This is a genomic window from Mucilaginibacter endophyticus, assembly GCF_003351025.1.
GTDB classification, from domain to species: Bacteria; Bacteroidota; Bacteroidia; order Sphingobacteriales; family Sphingobacteriaceae; genus Mucilaginibacter; species Mucilaginibacter endophyticus.
The window spans coordinates 891,100-908,731 of sequence record NZ_QPCG01000001.1 but is presented as its reverse complement, the minus strand read 5'-3'; the positions used below and the strand labels follow the sequence as shown (position 1 = coordinate 908,731).

Genomic DNA, 17,632 nt, shown 5'->3' with positions numbered 1-17,632 from the left:
TATTACCAGCAGGTTTCTTTTTACTTTAAATCAGCAACTTACATCGATATTATGACTGCTTTATTACATTGACTTAACCATTCTTAACATTAACTTAACATTTTGCATTGTATTAATAGTTACTTTTACATGCTGAATAATTTATAGTGACATATTTTAAAATCCACTTAATATAACTACTGTAAATTCACGACTGATAAAACAGATCAATGAAGAGCACTAACTCAAAATCGATATTTCCGAATTCTAACCAGCTTTTTTACGATTTATTCAACACAGCTGTGGCTAACGTTACCGAAATGGCCAGACTGTTAGACGAAGCCGTAAATTCCCCAACTTCATATGAGCAAAAATTCAATTTTGCCCATATTGATAAGCTTAAATTTAAAAGCTACGAGATAACGCACAGGGTATTTTCAGAATCGGGCCGCATGCTGATATCGCCGTTTAACCGCAAGGATATGTGCGATCTGGCATCGGCAATTGATGACGTAGCCGACAGGATCACTATGGCTGCCCGCAGGATAAATCTGTATAACGTACCTGTTATTACTCAGCCAATGATAGAGCTGTCCGCGCTGATACTGCAGACCAGTACCGAGCTTGAAAAAGCAGTAAACGCAATGAATGATCTTAGCAAATCCGCTATCATCTTTGAGCTTTGCAGCAATATTAAAAAGCTGGAAGCTCAGGCCGACTCAGTTCATAATAAAGCCTTTGCCGATCTGCTTAACAACGAAAAAGATCCTATTGAGCTAATTAAATATACCGATGTTTTTGCAGCCATGGAAACAGCTACAGACAGCTGCGAAGATACAACCCTGATCATTGAAAGTATTTTGATCAAAAACGGGTAACCTCACCCAACCCTCTCCAAAGGAGAGGGCTTTATAATAAACGGTATTAAACAAAAAAAGCGATGAATTGTCATCGCTTTTTTTGTTTTTTCAAGTCCTCTCCTTTGGAGAGGATTTAGGTGAGGTTATTTTCCTTTTTCAGATTGAGGGCCATTGTCACTACCGCCATTATCCTGGTCGTTATTTTTATCTTTCTCCCTGTCTTTCTTAAACTCAAGTTTACCAAACTTATAGCTCAGGCTTATACCAAATGATTGCACAGGTACCAATCTTACGTTGGTTGAATAAAAGTTACTGCCAAAGGTTGATGAGCTTTGACTAACATATTTGGCGAAAGGGTTGGTTGCAGTTAGCCCAATACTTGCTTTTTTATCCCAGAACATTTTGCGCATAGCAAAGTTGTAGAACACAAATTTAGGGTTAGTACCCTGAATGCCTTTTTGTGACGAATTATAGTTACCAAAAAATTCGGCGCTTAAGTCATGACCAAAGCTATATTGCGCGTTAAGGTTAAGGCGATAAGCAAAAGCACTTACATTGGCAAAGCCCGGGTTGGTACTGCGCCTGTCGCTGAAGATCATGTTGGTACGCAGGCTTAACTTGCTGGTTACCGGTACTGAAGCATAAATATTGATGCCGATCCTATCTTCAGAGCCTATGTTATAACGCTGGTTGAATGATACGTTTCTGTAAGTTTTATTGTTAACCTGCAACGAATCATAATAGGTAGTAAATTGCTGAATGTCATCCGTATTATGACGGTAAAAAGCAGCAATATTGATGTTGGCTCCTTTGTCAAAAGCTTTGTTGTAACCCAATTCGAAGTTATCTCCCTTTTCAGGTTTCAAGTTAGGGTTACCGGTGTTGATGTTATGCGGGTCGCTGATATTCAGAAAAGGGTTCAGATCACCGTAATCAGGGCGCTGGATGCGGCGGGTATAACTTAATTTAACCGACTGCGATCCGTTATTTCCAAATTTGTGCGAAAACACCAATGATGGTACCAGGATATTATAATTAGGAATATTCACACCCTGAAAATCGGCCTTAGTGTTGGTATACTCATCACGTAAACCTGCTTTTACATCTAAAAAGCTATTAAACAACGATGCTGATCCCGAAAGATAATAGGCATATATTTTACGATCATAGGTAAAGCCGTAGGACTGTCCGGGGTCGAGGCTAAAAACGCCATCAGTACCAAGTGTATTTGTAACCACACTATTATTAATGTGATTAAAATCAAGCTTACCTCCGGTTTCAATAGTTACCTTTTTGCTTACAGGATGAGTGTAATCAACAGAGATATTGGTTTCACGATCTTTACCCGGATTGGTATTTGTTAAACCAGTAGACGGCTTAACACCGTTTAAATAATCTGTTTGCTGCGCGGATGCAAAGCTATTATTACCAAAACTTTCGGTATAAAGTACATCAAGTTCCTGGCCTTCTTTTTCAAATGTTTTTTTGTAGCCCACGCTTACATCAGTTGAGCGGCCATTAAATTTGCTGCTTGAATTACGGATATCGGCTGTATCTGATATAAAAGCTCCTGTGGCCGAAACAACTCGCGAATCCTCATTGGTAGTACCATTACCATGGTTACCAAAATGATTAAAGCCAACTCCCGCGGTAAGGTTATCATGTTTGCTGATATCCCAGTTAAAATTGATGCCCGATTCATATCCGTTGCGCCTGAAATTGTTGCTGCCTTGCTGAAAAAGGGTGGTTTGATTTCCGCTGCCATCGGTCGACACGCGGTTACGTGTGTTAGGAGCATCGGTATTGATTTGAGCATTACCGCTAAAAAACGCGTTCACCCCAAAATTGCCTTTACGGGCATTCAGGTTAAATGAACCGTTTTCGCGGCGGGTACCTGCAGATAGGTTAACACTACCGTTAACGCCCTGCACCTTGCTATCTTTCAAAATAATGTTTACTATACCTCCCGTACCTGCGGCGTCATACTTTGCACCCGGGCTTGTGATAACCTCGATACTTTTGATCTGGCTGGCAGGAATACTGGCCAAAGCATCAGCAAGGCTGGCGCCGAATATACTTGACGGTTTCCCGTTGATCAGGAAGCGGATATTGGCATTTCCCTGCAATTCTACGTTACCATCTATATCCACGGTAATTTGCGGAACCTTTTTCAAAATATCAATGGCTACCCCACCCTGCGCACTTAAATCGTTTTGTGGGTTATAAACCATTTTATCAATACGGTTTTCAACAGTAGGTACTTTAGCTGTTATAGTTACTCCTTTTAATTCGTTAGCGATGGGAGCCAGTTTGATCTCTCCTAATGCTACCACGCCATCTTTAACTATCACATGTTCGATAGTAGCTTTTTGATAGCCTAAAAATTCGGCGGTTACTTTATACTCCCCGGCAGGGATATTATTAATAGAGAAATTCCCTTTAGGATCGGTACTGATACCATTAAACGGCGAAGCGGCGCCTTGTTTAAATACAGAAACGGTGGCATAATCTACCGGTTGTTTTGTGGTAGCATCGGTTACTTTACCTGTGATTTTCCCCTTAGCTCCGGGGGTTATTTGGGCGTGTAAGGCGGTTATAAAAACAAAAGAAAATAATATCAAAAAAACAGACTTCATTATATGATGCGGGTATTTGAACCACAAATTTTATAAGAAAGATTGGATTAAATCTGAATTAAGTTGTATTGAAGTGTATTTGTTACAATATGGTTTTGCTATGTATATACGCTTGTTACATTGTATATGAGCCCGTTACAAAAAAATTAGAAAATTAATACAATTGTGCCCCCAATAATAAGCAACGCGCCTATGGCGTTTTTGATGGTTAAGGGTTCGCCCAGGAAAATAACAGAGAGCGCGATGGCTAAAGCCACACTCAGTTTATCAACCGGGGCAACCTGGCTTACCTTGCCCAGTTGCAGTGCCCGGAAATAACAAATCCATGAAAGCCCTGTAGCGCAGCCCGACAAGATTAAAAATGTCCAGTTGGTTTTAGTGAGGCTGCCAATGCCTGCATGCCCGCCTTTAAAAAGCGCAATGCCCCAGGCCAGTATAAGGATAACAACGGTACGAATGGCCGTTGCCAGATCGGTATCAACTCCTTTAATACCTATTTTGGCAAAAATTGCAGTAAGCGCCGCAAAAAGTGCCGAAAGTAATGCGTAGATCCACCACATAATGATCAGATTTTGTATTTAACTTGCAACAAGCTAAAGGCAAATTTTCTTATGTATTCTGTATAAAATCTGTGAGCATAATTTCATGAAGCTAAGCACTAACCAAAAAATCCAAAATCCGTACAAATTCACCTTATACCTTTACGCTAAAAAGATTTGAAATTACTGATCATTGAAGATGAAGAAGGCCTGCGCGAAAGTATTGAAGAGTACTTTACCGAAGCCGGTAATATCTGCGAGACCGCGGCCAGCTATACTGCCGCCCTTGCCAAGGTTGAACTGTACAGATACGATTGTATCCTGCTGGATATTACCTTGCCCGGCGGCAATGGTATAGATATATTAAAAGTACTTAAAAACAATAATTATACGGATGGTGTGCTCATCATCTCGGCCAAAAACTCATTAGATGACCGCCTTCAGGGCCTTGATCTGGGTGCCGACGACTATTTAGTAAAACCCTTCCACCTTTCGGAACTTAAGGCAAGGGTGTCGGCCATCATCAGGCGTAAAATGTTTAATGGCAGCAACGTACTTAACTTCAACGAGCTCAGCATCGATCTGATGGCTAAAACCGTAGCTGTAAACGGAATACCTGTAAAATTTACCCGTAAGGAGTTTGCCCTACTTATCTATTTCATATCTAACAAAGGCAAGGTAATCTCCAAAAACGCCATTGCCGAGCATTTATGGGGCGATGGCATCGACCTGGCCAATAATTTCGACTTTATTTATTCGCACATCAAAAACATCCGAAAAAAAATAATGGAAGCCGGCGGTAAGGACTATATTTATGCAGCCTACGGTATGGGCTACAAATTTGCCGATCAATAATGAAGCTTTCCGAAAGGTATAACCGGGTAAACTTAATAGCCACCATTGTTATCATGCTGATAACAGGCGCTATTTATTACCAGGCTATCAGCCTTATTCTTACCAACCAAAAAGACAAATCGCTTGAGGTTGAAGAGCAGGAGGTTTTTGATTATGTGAAGCTCAATCATCACTTGCCCCAGGTTTTTGAATCAAAAGATCAGCAGATCACTTTTGTTTCGGCCGAACCGAACTCCATTAAACGTGAGTTTTTTAATACCACTTACTATCGCGAAAAAGATGAACCCGAATCTGGCAGGGGCCTGGTTAGTTCGGTAACCGTTGGCGGCAGGTACTATAAGATCCTGATAGTTGAATCGAAAGTGGAGACTGAAGATCTGATCCAGATCATCTTCGCTATCACCATTGGTGTTATTCTATTATTACTACTGGTGTTGGTGATCACCAACCGCCTTATCCTGGGTAGGCTTTGGCAACCTTTTTATAGCATACTTAGTGAACTAAAGCTATTCAACGTTACCGATAATCGGGAAATGCTCTCGCCAAACTCGTCTATCGACGAATTTAATGAGTTGCAGGCCGAAGTAACCGCCATGGCCGAAAGGGTAAAAAAAGACTATAAAGACCTTAAAACATTTACCGAGAACGCCTCGCATGAACTGCTCACGCCTATCGCTGTGATCAATTCTAAATTGGACACACTAATCCAGACAGAAAACTTCAGTGAGCATCAAAGTAAACTGCTTAACGACCTTTACAGTGCGGTATCGCGGTTGAGCAGGCTCAACCAATCGTTATTATTACTGGTTAAAATAGAAAACAAGCTATTAAACGACCGCCAGCACCTGGATTTGAATGAACTGATAGAAGAATTATTATATCAACTGGAGGATATTTTTAGTGATAAAGAAATAACCGTCACTTCAATCCTCGGCGAAAAGGAAGTAGAGGCCGGAGCTTATTTAATTGACATTCTGCTCAGCAACCTTGTCATCAATGCTGTTCGGCACAATGTTGAAGGCGGAGAGATCATCATCAATCTCACGGCCGAAAGCCTAACCATTAAAAACACAGGGGAAAACATCACCCTCAACCCTGAAAATATTTTTACACGCTTCCATAAATCATCACATTCCGAGGGCAGCGGACTTGGGCTTACCATCTCCAAACAAATCTGCGAAAGCCTGGGCTATCAGCTCATTTACAGTTATGAAGCACCGTACCATATTTTCACGGTTAACTTTTAATTTGTTACAATGGCAGTACCAATTTTTTCCAGAATTATCCTGTAGCTTAGCTATTATTTAACACAACATATATTATTTTGACCATCCGGATAAAATGGGTTTTCGGCTTTTTATTTTGCCTGCTTAGTGCTGTTACACAGGCACAAACCTACAATCTCGAACATTATTTGGAGCTTGCCAAAAGCAATAGTCCGCTATTAAAAGACCTCCAAAACCAGATAGCCTCTGGTCAACTGGATAGTCTCCGTATCAAAGCTGGTTACAGGCCCCAGGTAAGCGCAAACAGTACCGGGCTTTATGCTCCTGTTGCAGGAGGTTACGGCTATGCTCCCGCTATTACCAATGAACATACACTTGCGGCCTTGCTGGGTATCAATCAGTCGTTGGATAGCAAAAAAAATATTGCTGCGCAGATAGATGCGGTTAAACTGCAATCGCAATCGGTGCTCAATACCTCCAAAATATCCGAGCAGGATTTGAGAAAGGCTGTTACCGCGCAATACATAGCCGCTTTTGGTAGCCTGCAGCAGGTAAAATTTAATCAGGAGGTTATTTCCCTGCTCAACCGCGAAGAAGAACTGCTTAAAAAACTAACCCGCACCAACGTTTATCGTCAAAGCGACTACCTTACCTTTTTAGTTACCCTTAAGCAGCAGGAACTTACGCTATCGCAAGCGCGCTTACAGTATAAAAACGACTATACCACACTCAACTATTTAACCGGCATTGCAGATACCAGTTATATCGAGCTTCAGGACCCCGGCATTCAAAAAAACATGCGGGCAGATATCAGTAACAGCATCTTTTTCAGTCAGTATAAAACGGACAGTCTTAAACTGGTAAACAGCCGTACACTGCTTGATTTTAGTTACAAACCCAAGATAAACCTGATGGCCGATGGCGGTTACAACTCCGACTTTTTGAGCGGACCGGCCTACAAAAACTTTGGTGTAAGTGTTGGATTCAGCTTCACGCTTCCATTATATGATGGTGGTCAGCGCAAGATCCAGTACCGCAAGCTTTCATTAGAAGAAGATACCCGACGTAACTATAAAGCTTTTTTTGATACACAATACCGTCAGCAGCTTGCACAGTTAAATCAGCAAATAGATGGCTCCGAAAAGCTGATTGCTCAGATAGACGAGCAAATGAAATATACCGAAAGCCTTGTAAAGGTTGATACCCAATTGCTGCAAACCGGCGACGTACGTATGGCCGACCTCGTATTGGCTATTAACAATTATCTTGCTATAAAGAACCTTAAAACACAAACCACTATTAATAAGCTGCAACTTATTAATCAGCTCAATTACTGGAATAAATAACATGAAATTTAAACACATATATCTGGCTGCCGGGATTTTAACATCGCTGTATAGCTGCAAAGGCAATACCCAACCTGCAGATGATGCTGGCGACGGCGGCGCTGCTGCCCAAACACCGGTAACCGTAACCACCGTTGCCGATAGTGCCATGGTTGATTATATCGACCTGAGCGCCACATCTGTATTTCAGCAAAAAAACATTGTTAAGGCCAATGCCAACGGCTATATCCAAAAGGTAAATATCCTGCCTGGGCACTTTGTAAACAGAGGTGAGTTTTTATTCAGCATCAAAACAAAGGAAGCGCAAAGTATTGGTAACAGCATTAACGTCCTGGATACCACCTTTAAGTTTTCGGGCATTAACAAAATAAAAGCCGCCGGTAATGGTTATGTTACCCAGCTAAACCATCAGCAGGGTGATTATGTACAGGACGGTGAGCAACTTGCCGTAATCAGCGACCGCTCAAGCTTTGTATTTGTGATGCAGTTACCTTACGAGCTTCGCTCCTATCTAAAAAACAATCAGGATGTACAATTAACACTTCCCGGAGGAGAAAAACTAACAGCACAGGTAAGTTCAACAATGCCCGCTGTTGATTCATTGTCCCAAACACAAGGCATTGTGCTTAAAGTAAACAGCACCAATCCTATCCCCGAAAATTTGGTGGCCAAAGCACGTATCGTTAAATCGGTACGGGCGCATACGGTATCGCTACCTAAATCGGCCGTATTGAGTAACGAAACCCAAACCGAGTTTTGGGTAATGAAACTCATTAACCCTACAACCGCGGTAAAAACACCGGTAACAAAGGGTATTGAGGCGGGTAACAGGATAGAGATCTTAACACCAAAATTCTCGCCGGGCGATAAGATTGTAGCAACGGGTAATTACGGACTTGCAGATACGGCTAAAGTTAAAATTACGGAGTAATGAAGGAAAACCAGCGTAAAAATTACTTCATAACCCATCGCAAGCCCTTAGGCCTTGTGCTGGCCCTTTTTATTATGGGCGGTTTGTTTGCCTATTCTAAATTGCAAACCTCCCTATTCCCGGAAATCACTTTCCCTAAAATAAAGATCATTGCCGATCAAGGCCTGCAGCCGGTAAACAAAATGATGGTTACGGTTACCAAACCGTTAGAGAACGCCATTAAACAAGTACCCGACCTGCAACTGGTACGCAGTACCACAAGCCGTGGCAGTTGCGAAATTTCTGCATTGTTTAACTGGAATGCCGATATCGATCTGAGTCAGCAACGCATCCAATCAAGTATTGACCAGATCAAAAACGATCTGCCACCAGATGTAAATATCAGCGTGGCTAAGATGAACCCATCCATTTTACCGGTGAGTGGTTACACGCTGGAAAGCCATAACCTGTCGCCTATTGAGTTAAGGCAATTGGCTACTTACACGGTAAAACCATTCCTCTCGCAGGTTGACGGGGTATCTGAGATTAGGGTAATTGGCGGTAAGCTGAAGGAATACTGGCTCACGCTTGATCAGCAGAAAATGACTTCATTGGGACTAACGCCTGATATTATCAGTACCACGCTTGCTACCACCAACTTTGTAAAATCAGAAGGCTACCTGTCTGATTATAAGCGCATGTACCTTACCGTTACCGATGCCACTATCAATGCTAAAGATCAGCTGGAACAATTGGTGATAAGCAATAACCGGAAAAGGATAGTGCGCCTTAAGGATTTTGCAAGCATACAGGTTAATGAAGGTATAGAGTACACCCGCATTAATGCCAACGGGCACGATGGTGTACTCATAGCGGTGATAAAACAACCTAATGCTAACCTGATATCGGTTAGCAATGACATGGCCGATAAGGTTGATGCGTTAAAAAAACTGCTTCCGCACGGCGTAACGATCAGGCCCTATTATGTACAGGCCGATTTTGTGAACGATTCGGTAAAGAGTGTAAGCGACAGCCTTTGGATAGGTCTGCTGCTGGCCATTATCGTAGCGGTGATCTTTTTAAGATCGTTTAAAGCAAGTATCACCATATTAATCACCATCCCGGTTACGCTTGGGCTTACCCTGCTTATACTATACTGGCTTGGCTATACCTTCAATATCATGACCCTTGGCGCTATTGCGGCATCCATAGGCTTAATTATTGACGATGCCATAGTAGTTGTTGAGCAGATTCACCGGGTACACGAAGAACACCCCGATGAGCTAAGCAGCCATCTGGTTAGGAAAGCCATTGATTACCTTTTCCCCGCGATGGTGGGCTCATCTATCAGTACCATCGTAATCTTTATTCCTTTTGTGCTGATGACGGGTGTGGCCGGGGCATACTTCAAGGTGCTTACCGATACTATGATCATTACCTTGCTAAGTTCATTCTTTGTAACTTGGATCGGTCTGCCGGTAATTTACCTGCTGGTTACCCCTAAGCCTAAATTAAATGCCGCAGCGAAAGCTAAAAAAGAGGAAGTACATACCATAAAGCGTCAAAAATGGGTAAGCTTTTTTATCCTCAGGCCCTATGTAAGCATTATTATTATTGCAGTTTTAGCAGCTGTTATTGTGATAGTGCCTCCGATGCTGGAAACCGGCTTCCTGCCTGATATGGACGAGGGCGCCATTGTGCTTGATTACAAATCGCCTCCCGGAACTTCATTGGAAGAAACCGACCGCATGTTACGTCAGATTGAAAAACAGATTGTAAAACACCCTGACGTAACAGCATACTCACGCCGCACAGGTACACAAATGGGCTTTTTCATTACAGAACCCAACAGCGGCGATTACCTTATCCAGCTTAAAAAAGATCGTACCAAAAGCACAGAAGAGGTAATAAGCGACCTGCGCAAAATTGTTGAAGAAACTCAACCGGCGCTGGAGGTAGAATTTGGCCAGGTGATAACCGATATGCTTGGCGACCTCACCACATCGGCCGAGCCTATCGAAATCAAAGTATTTGGTGATAACCAGCAAACATTACAAAACCTATCCCGCCAGATAGCCGGACTGGTTGAAAAGGTTAAAGGTGCAGCCGACGTACTACCAGGCATCATCATTGCCGGTCCTACGGTAAGTATCCAACCGCATTACAGCAAAATTGCACAGTACGGCATTACCGCCGCCGATTTGCAAATGCAGATTCAAACAGCGCTGGAAGGCAATGTAATAGGCAACTTATTGGAAAAAGAACAACTGTCCCCTATCCGCATGGTTTACCCGGGCAATCGTTCGCTTAACGTAAATGATATCCATAACCTGCATATATTTTTACCAAACGGAAAGCTTATCCCGATAACCGAACTTGCCGCGGTGGAATTAAGGCCAGGCGATGCTGAAATAAACCGTGAAAACCTGCAAAGCATGAACGTGGTAAGTGCCAGGCTGGAAGGCAGCGATCTGGGTACGGTGATAACCGCCATTCAGAAAACCATACATGATAATGTAAACCTTCCAACCGGTTATCATGTGGAATATGGCGGCGCTTATGCCCAGCAGCAGCAATCGTTTAAAGAGTTACTTATTATCCTGGTAACTGCTTGTCTGCTGGTTTTTGGGGTGATATTATTCCTGTTCAGGCAATTCAGGATAGCGCTACTTATTTTAGTGATCGGCATTTTGGGAATTGCCGGCAGTTTTCTTGCTTTATTTATTACAGGAACGCCGCTTAACGTGGGCAGCTATACCGGGCTAATTATGATTGTAGGTATCATTGGCGAAAATGCCATCTTTACCTTCCTGCAGTTTAAAGAAAGCGCCATCGAAAGCGAAAATAAAAACATTGATGAAGCTATAACCTTTGCCATCAGCACCCGTTTAAGACCCAAACTAATGACTGCTTTGGGGGCTATTATAGCGCTTATGCCACTTGCTTTAGGCATAGGCGCGGGAGCACAATTGCACCAGCCACTGGCTATTGCGGTTATTGGAGGTTTTTTAGCGGCATTGCCATTATTACTTATTGTTTTACCGGCTATGCTGCGTATATTGTACCGCAAAGGGTTTACAACCCATTTAAATGAACTTAATGAAAGCCACAACGGTTAACACAGCATTTTTACAGATTCGGGATTTAATTTCATGCCAATAAACAATCCCGAGAAATGAAAAAACAAATTCTGGCTGTGGCTATGCTTATTGCTGGCTTGGCTCCTTTTAAGCTGAACGCGCAAACCTATGTAGCCGATAAAACTATCGCGCTTCCGGGCGATGGCGGTTACGATTATCTTGCTATAGATAAGGTTAACCGCAATCTTTACGTATCGCACAGCACATCAGTAAACGTAATCAACCTTGATACTGAAAAACCTGTTGGTGTTATTGATAACATGAAGGGGGTACACGGTATCGCCATAGTGAACAAACTAAACCGGGGTTTCATCAGTGATGGCAAAGCCAATTCGGTAGTAGTCTTTGATCTGAAAACTTTTAAAACAATCACTACAATAGCTCTGACAGGCGCTAATGGCCCTGACGCCATTATGTATGATCCATACTCGGATCGTATTTTCACTTTCAACGGCGAAAGCGATAATTCATCCGTTATTAATCCGGCAACACTTAAGCAGGTTGGTACTGTAGCTCTTGGCGGCGGCCCGGAATTCGCGGTATCGGATGGCAAAGGCAGAATCTATAATAACCTTGAAGATAAAAGCAGCCTGAATGTTATCGACAGCAAAAGTCTTAAAGTAATTAAAAACTATCCCCTTGCCCCTTGCGGCGGACCTACAGGCTTAGCGCTTGACGCAGTTAATCAAAAATTATTCACTGTTTGCCGTGAAAATAAAGGCGTAAGCGTTTTCGACATCAAAACAGGTAAAGTAACCACAACCTTGCCAATTGGCGCCGGTGTTGACGCTGTAGCTTATGACCCGGAAACTAAATTAATTTTTTGCTCATGCGGAGATGGCGTTACAACTATCATAAAACAAAAATCTGCAGATGAATATGAGGTTGTCCAATCCCTGAAAACCGCCGAAAGGGCCCGTACTATGGCGCTGGATACAAAAACCCACAAGATATATCTGAGTGTAGCTCAATTTGAACCCGGCACACGTAAAGCCATTCCCAACACTTTTAAAGTGCTTGTTTTCAAACAAAACTAAAGTAAACTTTATATAAAATTTACATGAATTGATCATGAAGATTTTGCATATTCTTGTTTTAGTTAATTAATTTTTACAAAAAAATGAACTTTTGTGCACGTTATCAGTATATTTAACGTTTTAACACTATATGATTAAAAAGACTGATTTTGTTTATTCCCAGGAGTCTGAACCTCATCGCATCCGTACAAAAAAAATCTTGAAAGAGTTTCCGCAACTGCGTAAGCTTATCGGTAAAAATCCAAAAACCATATGGGCCATTATTGGATTGGTAGCTTTCCAGGTAGTATTAGCCTGGTTTGTGCGCGATCAATCATGGTGGATAGTTTTCGGGGCGGCCTATTTGCTTGGCGCTTTTGCCGATCATGCGCTGTTTGTAATGATACACGAATGTACACACCAGTTACTTTTTAAAAATCGTAACGCTAACCGTTGGGCATCCATGTTTGCCAATTTGCCGCAAATACTGCCAAGCGCAATTTCATTCGAAAAATATCATATCAAACACCATTCTTTTCAAGGTGTACATGAACTTGATGCCGATTTACCAAACCGCTGGGAAGCAAAACTAATCAGTAATTCATTTTTTGGCAAAGCAATCTGGCTGCTGTTTTTCCCGGTATTCCAGTTGTTCCGCCTATCACGTTTAAGGGAAATTCACCCGTTTGATGGCTGGATCCTGACTAACTGGTTATTACAGGCCGCATTTACAACTGCCATAGCTTATTTTATGGGCTGGCATGCCGTAGCGTTTTTATTGTTAAGCTTTTCATTTTCAGTTGGTCTTCACCCGCTGGGTGCCCGCTGGATCCAGGAGCATTACCTTACTGTTACCGAAGAACAGGAAACTTATAGTTATTACGGTAATTTCAACGCGGTAGCCTTTAACGTAGGCTTCCACAATGAGCACCATGATTTTCCTTCTATCCCATGGAACAAACTTCCTGAGATCAGGAAAACCGCTCCTGAGTACTACGATACTTTATACTATCATACCTCATGGACTAAGCTGTTTTTCCAGTTTTTGTTCGATAGGGAGATCTCGCTGTTTAACCGTATCCTGCGTAAAGATCGCGGTCGTGTAGCGTTAACAGACATTTCAAAACCAGATATCGATCTCACCAAAGCCGAGCCAACAAAGTCGGAACTTGTAGAAGTTGAAAAATAAGAAAATCAAAAAGGACCTTAAAAGGGTCCTTTTTTGTTAACATTGGTTTCCATAAAAACTACCTATTCATTTCAATTACTTCTTGTATCTTACTAACTAATTTACGTATTTTGCTAATAAAATTAGCAAAATGAAACATATAAGCGTAGCCGATCAACTCCTGATTTTTAGCCGTTATATTGGTCAGCAGGTTGTAATCATTAGTTTATTAAATAACAGCAACGTTAATATCGGTACGCTTATAGGTGTAAAACATAATGCCATAGCTGTTAATATTGATGATGTGATACGCTGGATCCCGCTTTATGATAACTTTAAACTTTGCGAAATTAAACTGCTTCTGAAGCCATTAAAGAAATTAACGCCCGAAGTTGTTTCTGCCGCCAATGATCTCCCGGTGAAAGCGTTCATCACCCCTTACTACCAGCAGCAAGGTTATGACATGCCTGTTTTTATAGCACCCGGCCATCCTTGCAACTGCAAATACGTTCAGGAAATTGAACTGGCAGACTACCGTAGCCCGACAGAAATATTCCGGCAAAACGCCTTATTACATGCTTTTGAATCGGCATAAAAACTTCATGGTACGAATATTGCTCATTTTGCCTGTTGTCGACTGTTAAATTTTCATATAGTCGTAACAAAATCAAATAATTAATGTCAACTTCATACTAATGCGCTTTATTTGCGTTATTGTTTGCAAGAAACAGAATGAGCCGATCAAAAAAATTAAATATATTACTACCCATCATATCCCTGCTTTTTATGGGGGCCTTTGCCAAGCACAGGCTACTCGACAAGCAGGACATTACAGGCACCCTTAATAATAAGGAAATGGATGAAACGTCGGGCATCGCGGCCTCGTCCCTTAATCCGGATACTTACTATGTACATAATGATAGCGGCGATACCAGCCGTTTTTTTGCAATAAGTTCAACAGGTAAGCTAAAATCAACTATCTATTTTAAAGGTGATAGTATCCACCAACTTGGCGTACAAGATTGCGAAGACATAGATGTTGGCCCGGGCCCGGAAAAAGGCAAAAGCTACGTTTACATTGGCGATATAGGCGATAATGCGCAAAACAGGCCATTCATTACGATTTACCGTGCAATCGAAAAAAAATCGTGGGCTACAGACAACGCTGCAAATGTAAATACCCCGGTTGCGAGCGCAAACTTTAAATATCCCGACGGCGCTAAAGATGCTGAAACCATGATGATTGACCCTATTGATAAGCAATTGATCATTGTTAGTAAAAGAGGTGATACCGTTGGGGTTTATACCACACCCTTAAATTATAAAGCTCATACAACAACTGTATTAACCAAGCGCTGTAAACTGTTCTTTTCGGGTTTTAAGCCTTTTAAATGGATCACAGCCGGTGATATCTCCAAAGACGGGCAACAGATACTACTGAAAAGCTACGACAAGGTTTACTATTGGCGCCGCCAGCATAACGAGCCTATTTGGGACACCATGGTTCGCCAACCACGTGAATTGGAATACAAGGTTGAAAAGCAGGGAGAAGCTATAGGTTTTCAGCCCGATGGTAAAGGCTATTACACCACCAGCGAGGGCGTTTTTTCGCCAATATATCATTACGATGTACCCAATTGATCCACGGTAATTACAACATAACAAAAAGGCCTTTATCTATCCGATAAAGGCCTTTTTGTTATATAAATTTCTTTACATCACACGGATAAGCTTTACGCCATGCGGTGGTATTTTAAAAGTATATTTATGGTTCACTGCTATCAGGTATTTCTGCTCCCAGGCATCACGCGCTTTGGTAAAGCCTTTTAACAGCTTATCGTTAGCATCAAGGTTAACAGTTTGGTATTTGTCAGATGTATTGAAGAAACCTATAGCCTTTTCGCCTTTGGTAAGTTCTTTCATCCAAATCTGCTGCTCATCGGTTTTAGAAACCTGCCTTGCACCTTTACCTAAAGCATCCTGATCTATGGCCAGCACTTCATCATTGGTCAATAAGCTAAGTGTAAACCTGTCCAGGTGCCCCATATCACAACCAATTAATAAAGGCGCTGATAGTAGGCTCCATAAACTGATGTGGGTATATTGTTCATCATAAGTTAAACGGCTGTTGTGCAGGCTTGGGCCCCATCCTACTTTACCCACCACCAGCATATCCGGATCATTAAAATGTCCCGGGCCCGCATAAGGTGAAGCTGGATCTTGTCCAAAACCAATATCGCTCATACTTCTCCAGGTATCCTGAATATCGCCGGTAGTACGCCAGCTGTTACCGCCGGTTTCGGCCCCCCATTTCCAAACATCGCCCCAGCCATACTGGCAAAAGCTAAACATAATATCGCGGTTTACCTTGTTTAAAGACGAGCGCATCAATTCATAAGGTTTCTTAAGCGCCGGCAGATCAGGGTGCGGCGGTGTAACTTCCGAATACGAGCACCAGTCATATTTTAAATAGTCAAATCCCCAATCGGCATAAGTTTTGGCATCCTGGTCTTCATGTTGCCAGCTACCCAAAAAGCCGCCGCATGTACGTGGCCCCGGCGATGAGTAGATGCCGGTGTGTAAACCAAGGCTATGTACATAATCGGTTAAACCTTTCATATCCGGAAATTTGCTGTTGGCTACAATAGCTCCGTCAGCAGCACGATTTTCTGCTTCCCATCCATCATCAATATTAATATAGTTCCAGCCATAAGCACTCAGTTTATCTGACATTTCTTTGGCCGATATTTTCACCTTCTCATCATTCACGCTTAATCCCCAGGCGTTCCAACTGTTCCATCCCAAAGCCGGGGTAAGGCCAATTTTATCGCCAATGCTAATGGTAAGCATTTTTGTTTTGTTACCTAATTTATTGGTAACAGTAAGTGTTACCGGGTAATCACCTTTCTGGCTTACCACGCCTGTAATGATACCGGTTGCGGCGTCAAGTTTTAGACCATCCGGCAGTCCATCAGCTTTATAACTAAGCGGCTTTTTACCTGTAGCCGGGATCAGATACAGAAACGGATTCCCCGGCCTCGCACCATAAACATCGGCACCGTTAATTTTGGGTTTGGCCGATGGGTAAGGCGTAAGTACATAAGGTGTAGTTTCAGTTCTAACAATTTCCTTCCCCGATTTCTGATCACTGAATGTATAGGTAATGGTATATGATTTTTTAGCTAAACGGGCAATCACGAACGAATAAGTGAATGGCTTACCGGCAGTAAAGTTTGCAGGGTTAGATTTTTCGTAGATCACCGCACCGGTCTCCGGATCGGTTACTTTAAAAGCCAAAGTGCCCTGGTATTGATACTTATTGGTGGTGATCAGTTTAACCGCTTTGGCCAGGCTGTTATTTTCGCCAAACGTAAAATCGCCATCGGTATTTACCGACACGTGATCCATTACATCGGCCATACCGATGCTGAAATTATCGCCATAAATACCGCCATCACCACCGGTATCATAAATACGAATGGCCAGTACATTCTCTTTATCCCACAAAATTGCCGGATCAGACGCTGAAATATTATAAGTACGCGGACCATAATTACCATCTTTTATAGTTCCGTTTCTACCGCCATACTTAGCAATCAGCTTTCCGTTCAAATATACCTCGTCATTATCATCAACGCTGGCAAGATTTAACCTCAAACTATCCTTTAAATACGCCTTTTCTTTGAGTGATGAAGGGATCACCACATGAATGCGATACCAGCCGAAACCATCATAATTTGGATGCCCCTGTGGCTCCCAGGAATGGGCGACATCAATATTCTGCCAGTTTTGATCGTTAAACGTTGGCGACGACCATTGGGTAGAGTCGCCAACGGCAAATTTCCAGCCCTTGTTAAGCTGAACGTCCTGTGCCGAAGCGGCCAGGCAACTACCGCCCAGCAAAAGCAGCGCGGTAAAAATCTTTTTTATCATTATAGGTTGTTTAATAGTGTATAG

At 42.3% G+C, this 17,632-nt stretch carries 13 protein-coding genes; 10 read left to right on the top strand and 3 right to left on the bottom strand.

The window, feature by feature from the left end:
• Positions 1 to 209: 209 nt before the first annotated feature.
• A complete protein-coding gene (locus DUL71_RS03760) occupies positions 210 to 857 on the top strand; it encodes a DUF47 domain-containing protein (protein ID WP_114936795.1) in 648 nt (215 codons plus the stop codon).
• A 125-nt stretch (positions 858 to 982) separates the two neighbouring features.
• On the opposite strand, the gene DUL71_RS03755 is transcribed toward DUL71_RS03760, so the two are convergent.
• On the bottom strand, positions 983 to 3,475 hold the full coding sequence (locus DUL71_RS03755) for a TonB-dependent receptor (RefSeq protein WP_114936794.1): 2,493 nt from the start codon (positions 3,473 to 3,475) through the stop codon (positions 983 to 985).
• 146 nt (positions 3,476 to 3,621) lie between these two features.
• Positions 3,622 to 4,035, bottom strand: coding sequence for an EamA family transporter (locus DUL71_RS03750; RefSeq protein ID WP_114936793.1), 414 nt, complete (start codon positions 4,033 to 4,035; stop codon positions 3,622 to 3,624).
• Positions 4,036 to 4,191: 156 nt separating this feature from the next.
• Between DUL71_RS03750 and DUL71_RS03745 the strand changes: the two genes are divergently transcribed.
• The 9 genes from DUL71_RS03745 to DUL71_RS03705 all read left to right on the top strand — a co-directional run bounded on the left by DUL71_RS03745 (position 4,192) and on the right by DUL71_RS03705 (position 15,316).
• Positions 4,192 to 4,869, top strand: a complete 678-nt coding sequence (locus DUL71_RS03745; RefSeq protein WP_112568155.1) for a response regulator transcription factor — start codon at positions 4,192 to 4,194, stop codon at positions 4,867 to 4,869.
• Positions 4,869 to 6,116 (top strand): sensor histidine kinase, encoded by a 1,248-nt coding sequence (locus tag DUL71_RS03740; protein WP_114936792.1) that lies wholly within the window; start codon positions 4,869 to 4,871, stop codon positions 6,114 to 6,116. Before DUL71_RS03745 ends, DUL71_RS03740 begins: the two co-directional genes overlap by 1 nt.
• A gap of 77 nt (positions 6,117 to 6,193) precedes the next feature.
• The gene (locus DUL71_RS03735; protein WP_114936791.1) at positions 6,194 to 7,441 is read left to right on the top strand and encodes a TolC family protein; all 1,248 of its coding nucleotides are present in this window, start codon (positions 6,194 to 6,196) and stop codon (positions 7,439 to 7,441) included.
• Position 7,442: 1 nt separating this feature from the next.
• Positions 7,443 to 8,372, top strand: coding sequence for an efflux RND transporter periplasmic adaptor subunit (locus DUL71_RS03730; RefSeq protein WP_114936790.1), 930 nt, complete (start codon positions 7,443 to 7,445; stop codon positions 8,370 to 8,372).
• Positions 8,372 to 11,470: an efflux RND transporter permease subunit gene (locus DUL71_RS03725; RefSeq protein ID WP_114936789.1), complete on the top strand. Its 3,099-nt coding sequence runs from the start codon at positions 8,372 to 8,374 to the stop codon at positions 11,468 to 11,470. Before DUL71_RS03730 ends, DUL71_RS03725 begins: the two co-directional genes overlap by 1 nt.
• Before the next feature lie 56 nt (positions 11,471 to 11,526).
• A complete protein-coding gene (locus DUL71_RS03720; RefSeq protein WP_114936788.1) occupies positions 11,527 to 12,528 on the top strand; it encodes a YncE family protein in 1,002 nt (333 codons plus the stop codon).
• A gap of 130 nt (positions 12,529 to 12,658) precedes the next feature.
• Positions 12,659 to 13,696, top strand: a complete 1,038-nt coding sequence (locus tag DUL71_RS03715) for a fatty acid desaturase (protein WP_112567938.1) — start codon at positions 12,659 to 12,661, stop codon at positions 13,694 to 13,696.
• A 130-nt stretch (positions 13,697 to 13,826) separates the two neighbouring features.
• On the top strand, positions 13,827 to 14,270 hold the full coding sequence (locus DUL71_RS03710; protein WP_114936787.1) for a hypothetical protein: 444 nt from the start codon (positions 13,827 to 13,829) through the stop codon (positions 14,268 to 14,270).
• Positions 14,271 to 14,407: 137 nt separating this feature from the next.
• Positions 14,408 to 15,316, top strand: a complete 909-nt coding sequence (locus DUL71_RS03705) for a hypothetical protein (RefSeq protein ID WP_114936786.1) — start codon at positions 14,408 to 14,410, stop codon at positions 15,314 to 15,316.
• 72 nt (positions 15,317 to 15,388) lie between these two features.
• Here the strand turns inward: DUL71_RS03705 and DUL71_RS03700 are convergent, their stop codons facing one another.
• The gene (locus DUL71_RS03700) at positions 15,389 to 17,608 is read right to left on the bottom strand and encodes a putative Ig domain-containing protein (RefSeq protein ID WP_114936785.1); all 2,220 of its coding nucleotides are present in this window, start codon (positions 17,606 to 17,608) and stop codon (positions 15,389 to 15,391) included.
• Positions 17,609 to 17,632 lie beyond the last annotated feature (24 nt).

Coding starts and splice junctions, on each gene's coding strand:
- DUL71_RS03760 (WP_114936795.1), top strand. CDS start 210: ATGAAGAGCACTAACTCAAAATCGATATTTCCGAATTCTAACCAGCTT.
- DUL71_RS03755 (WP_114936794.1), bottom strand. CDS start 3,475: ATGAAGTCTGTTTTTTTGATATTATTTTCTTTTGTTTTTATAACCGCC.
- DUL71_RS03750 (WP_114936793.1), bottom strand. CDS start 4,035: ATGTGGTGGATCTACGCATTACTTTCGGCACTTTTTGCGGCGCTTACT.
- DUL71_RS03740 (WP_114936792.1), top strand. CDS start 4,869: ATGAAGCTTTCCGAAAGGTATAACCGGGTAAACTTAATAGCCACCATT.
- DUL71_RS03730 (WP_114936790.1), top strand. CDS start 7,443: ATGAAATTTAAACACATATATCTGGCTGCCGGGATTTTAACATCGCTG.
- DUL71_RS03725 (WP_114936789.1), top strand. CDS start 8,372: ATGAAGGAAAACCAGCGTAAAAATTACTTCATAACCCATCGCAAGCCC.
- DUL71_RS03720 (WP_114936788.1), top strand. CDS start 11,527: ATGAAAAAACAAATTCTGGCTGTGGCTATGCTTATTGCTGGCTTGGCT.
- DUL71_RS03715 (WP_112567938.1), top strand. CDS start 12,659: ATGATTAAAAAGACTGATTTTGTTTATTCCCAGGAGTCTGAACCTCAT.
- DUL71_RS03710 (WP_114936787.1), top strand. CDS start 13,827: ATGAAACATATAAGCGTAGCCGATCAACTCCTGATTTTTAGCCGTTAT.
- DUL71_RS03705 (WP_114936786.1), top strand. CDS start 14,408: ATGAGCCGATCAAAAAAATTAAATATATTACTACCCATCATATCCCTG.
- DUL71_RS03700 (WP_114936785.1), bottom strand. CDS start 17,608: ATGATAAAAAAGATTTTTACCGCGCTGCTTTTGCTGGGCGGTAGTTGC.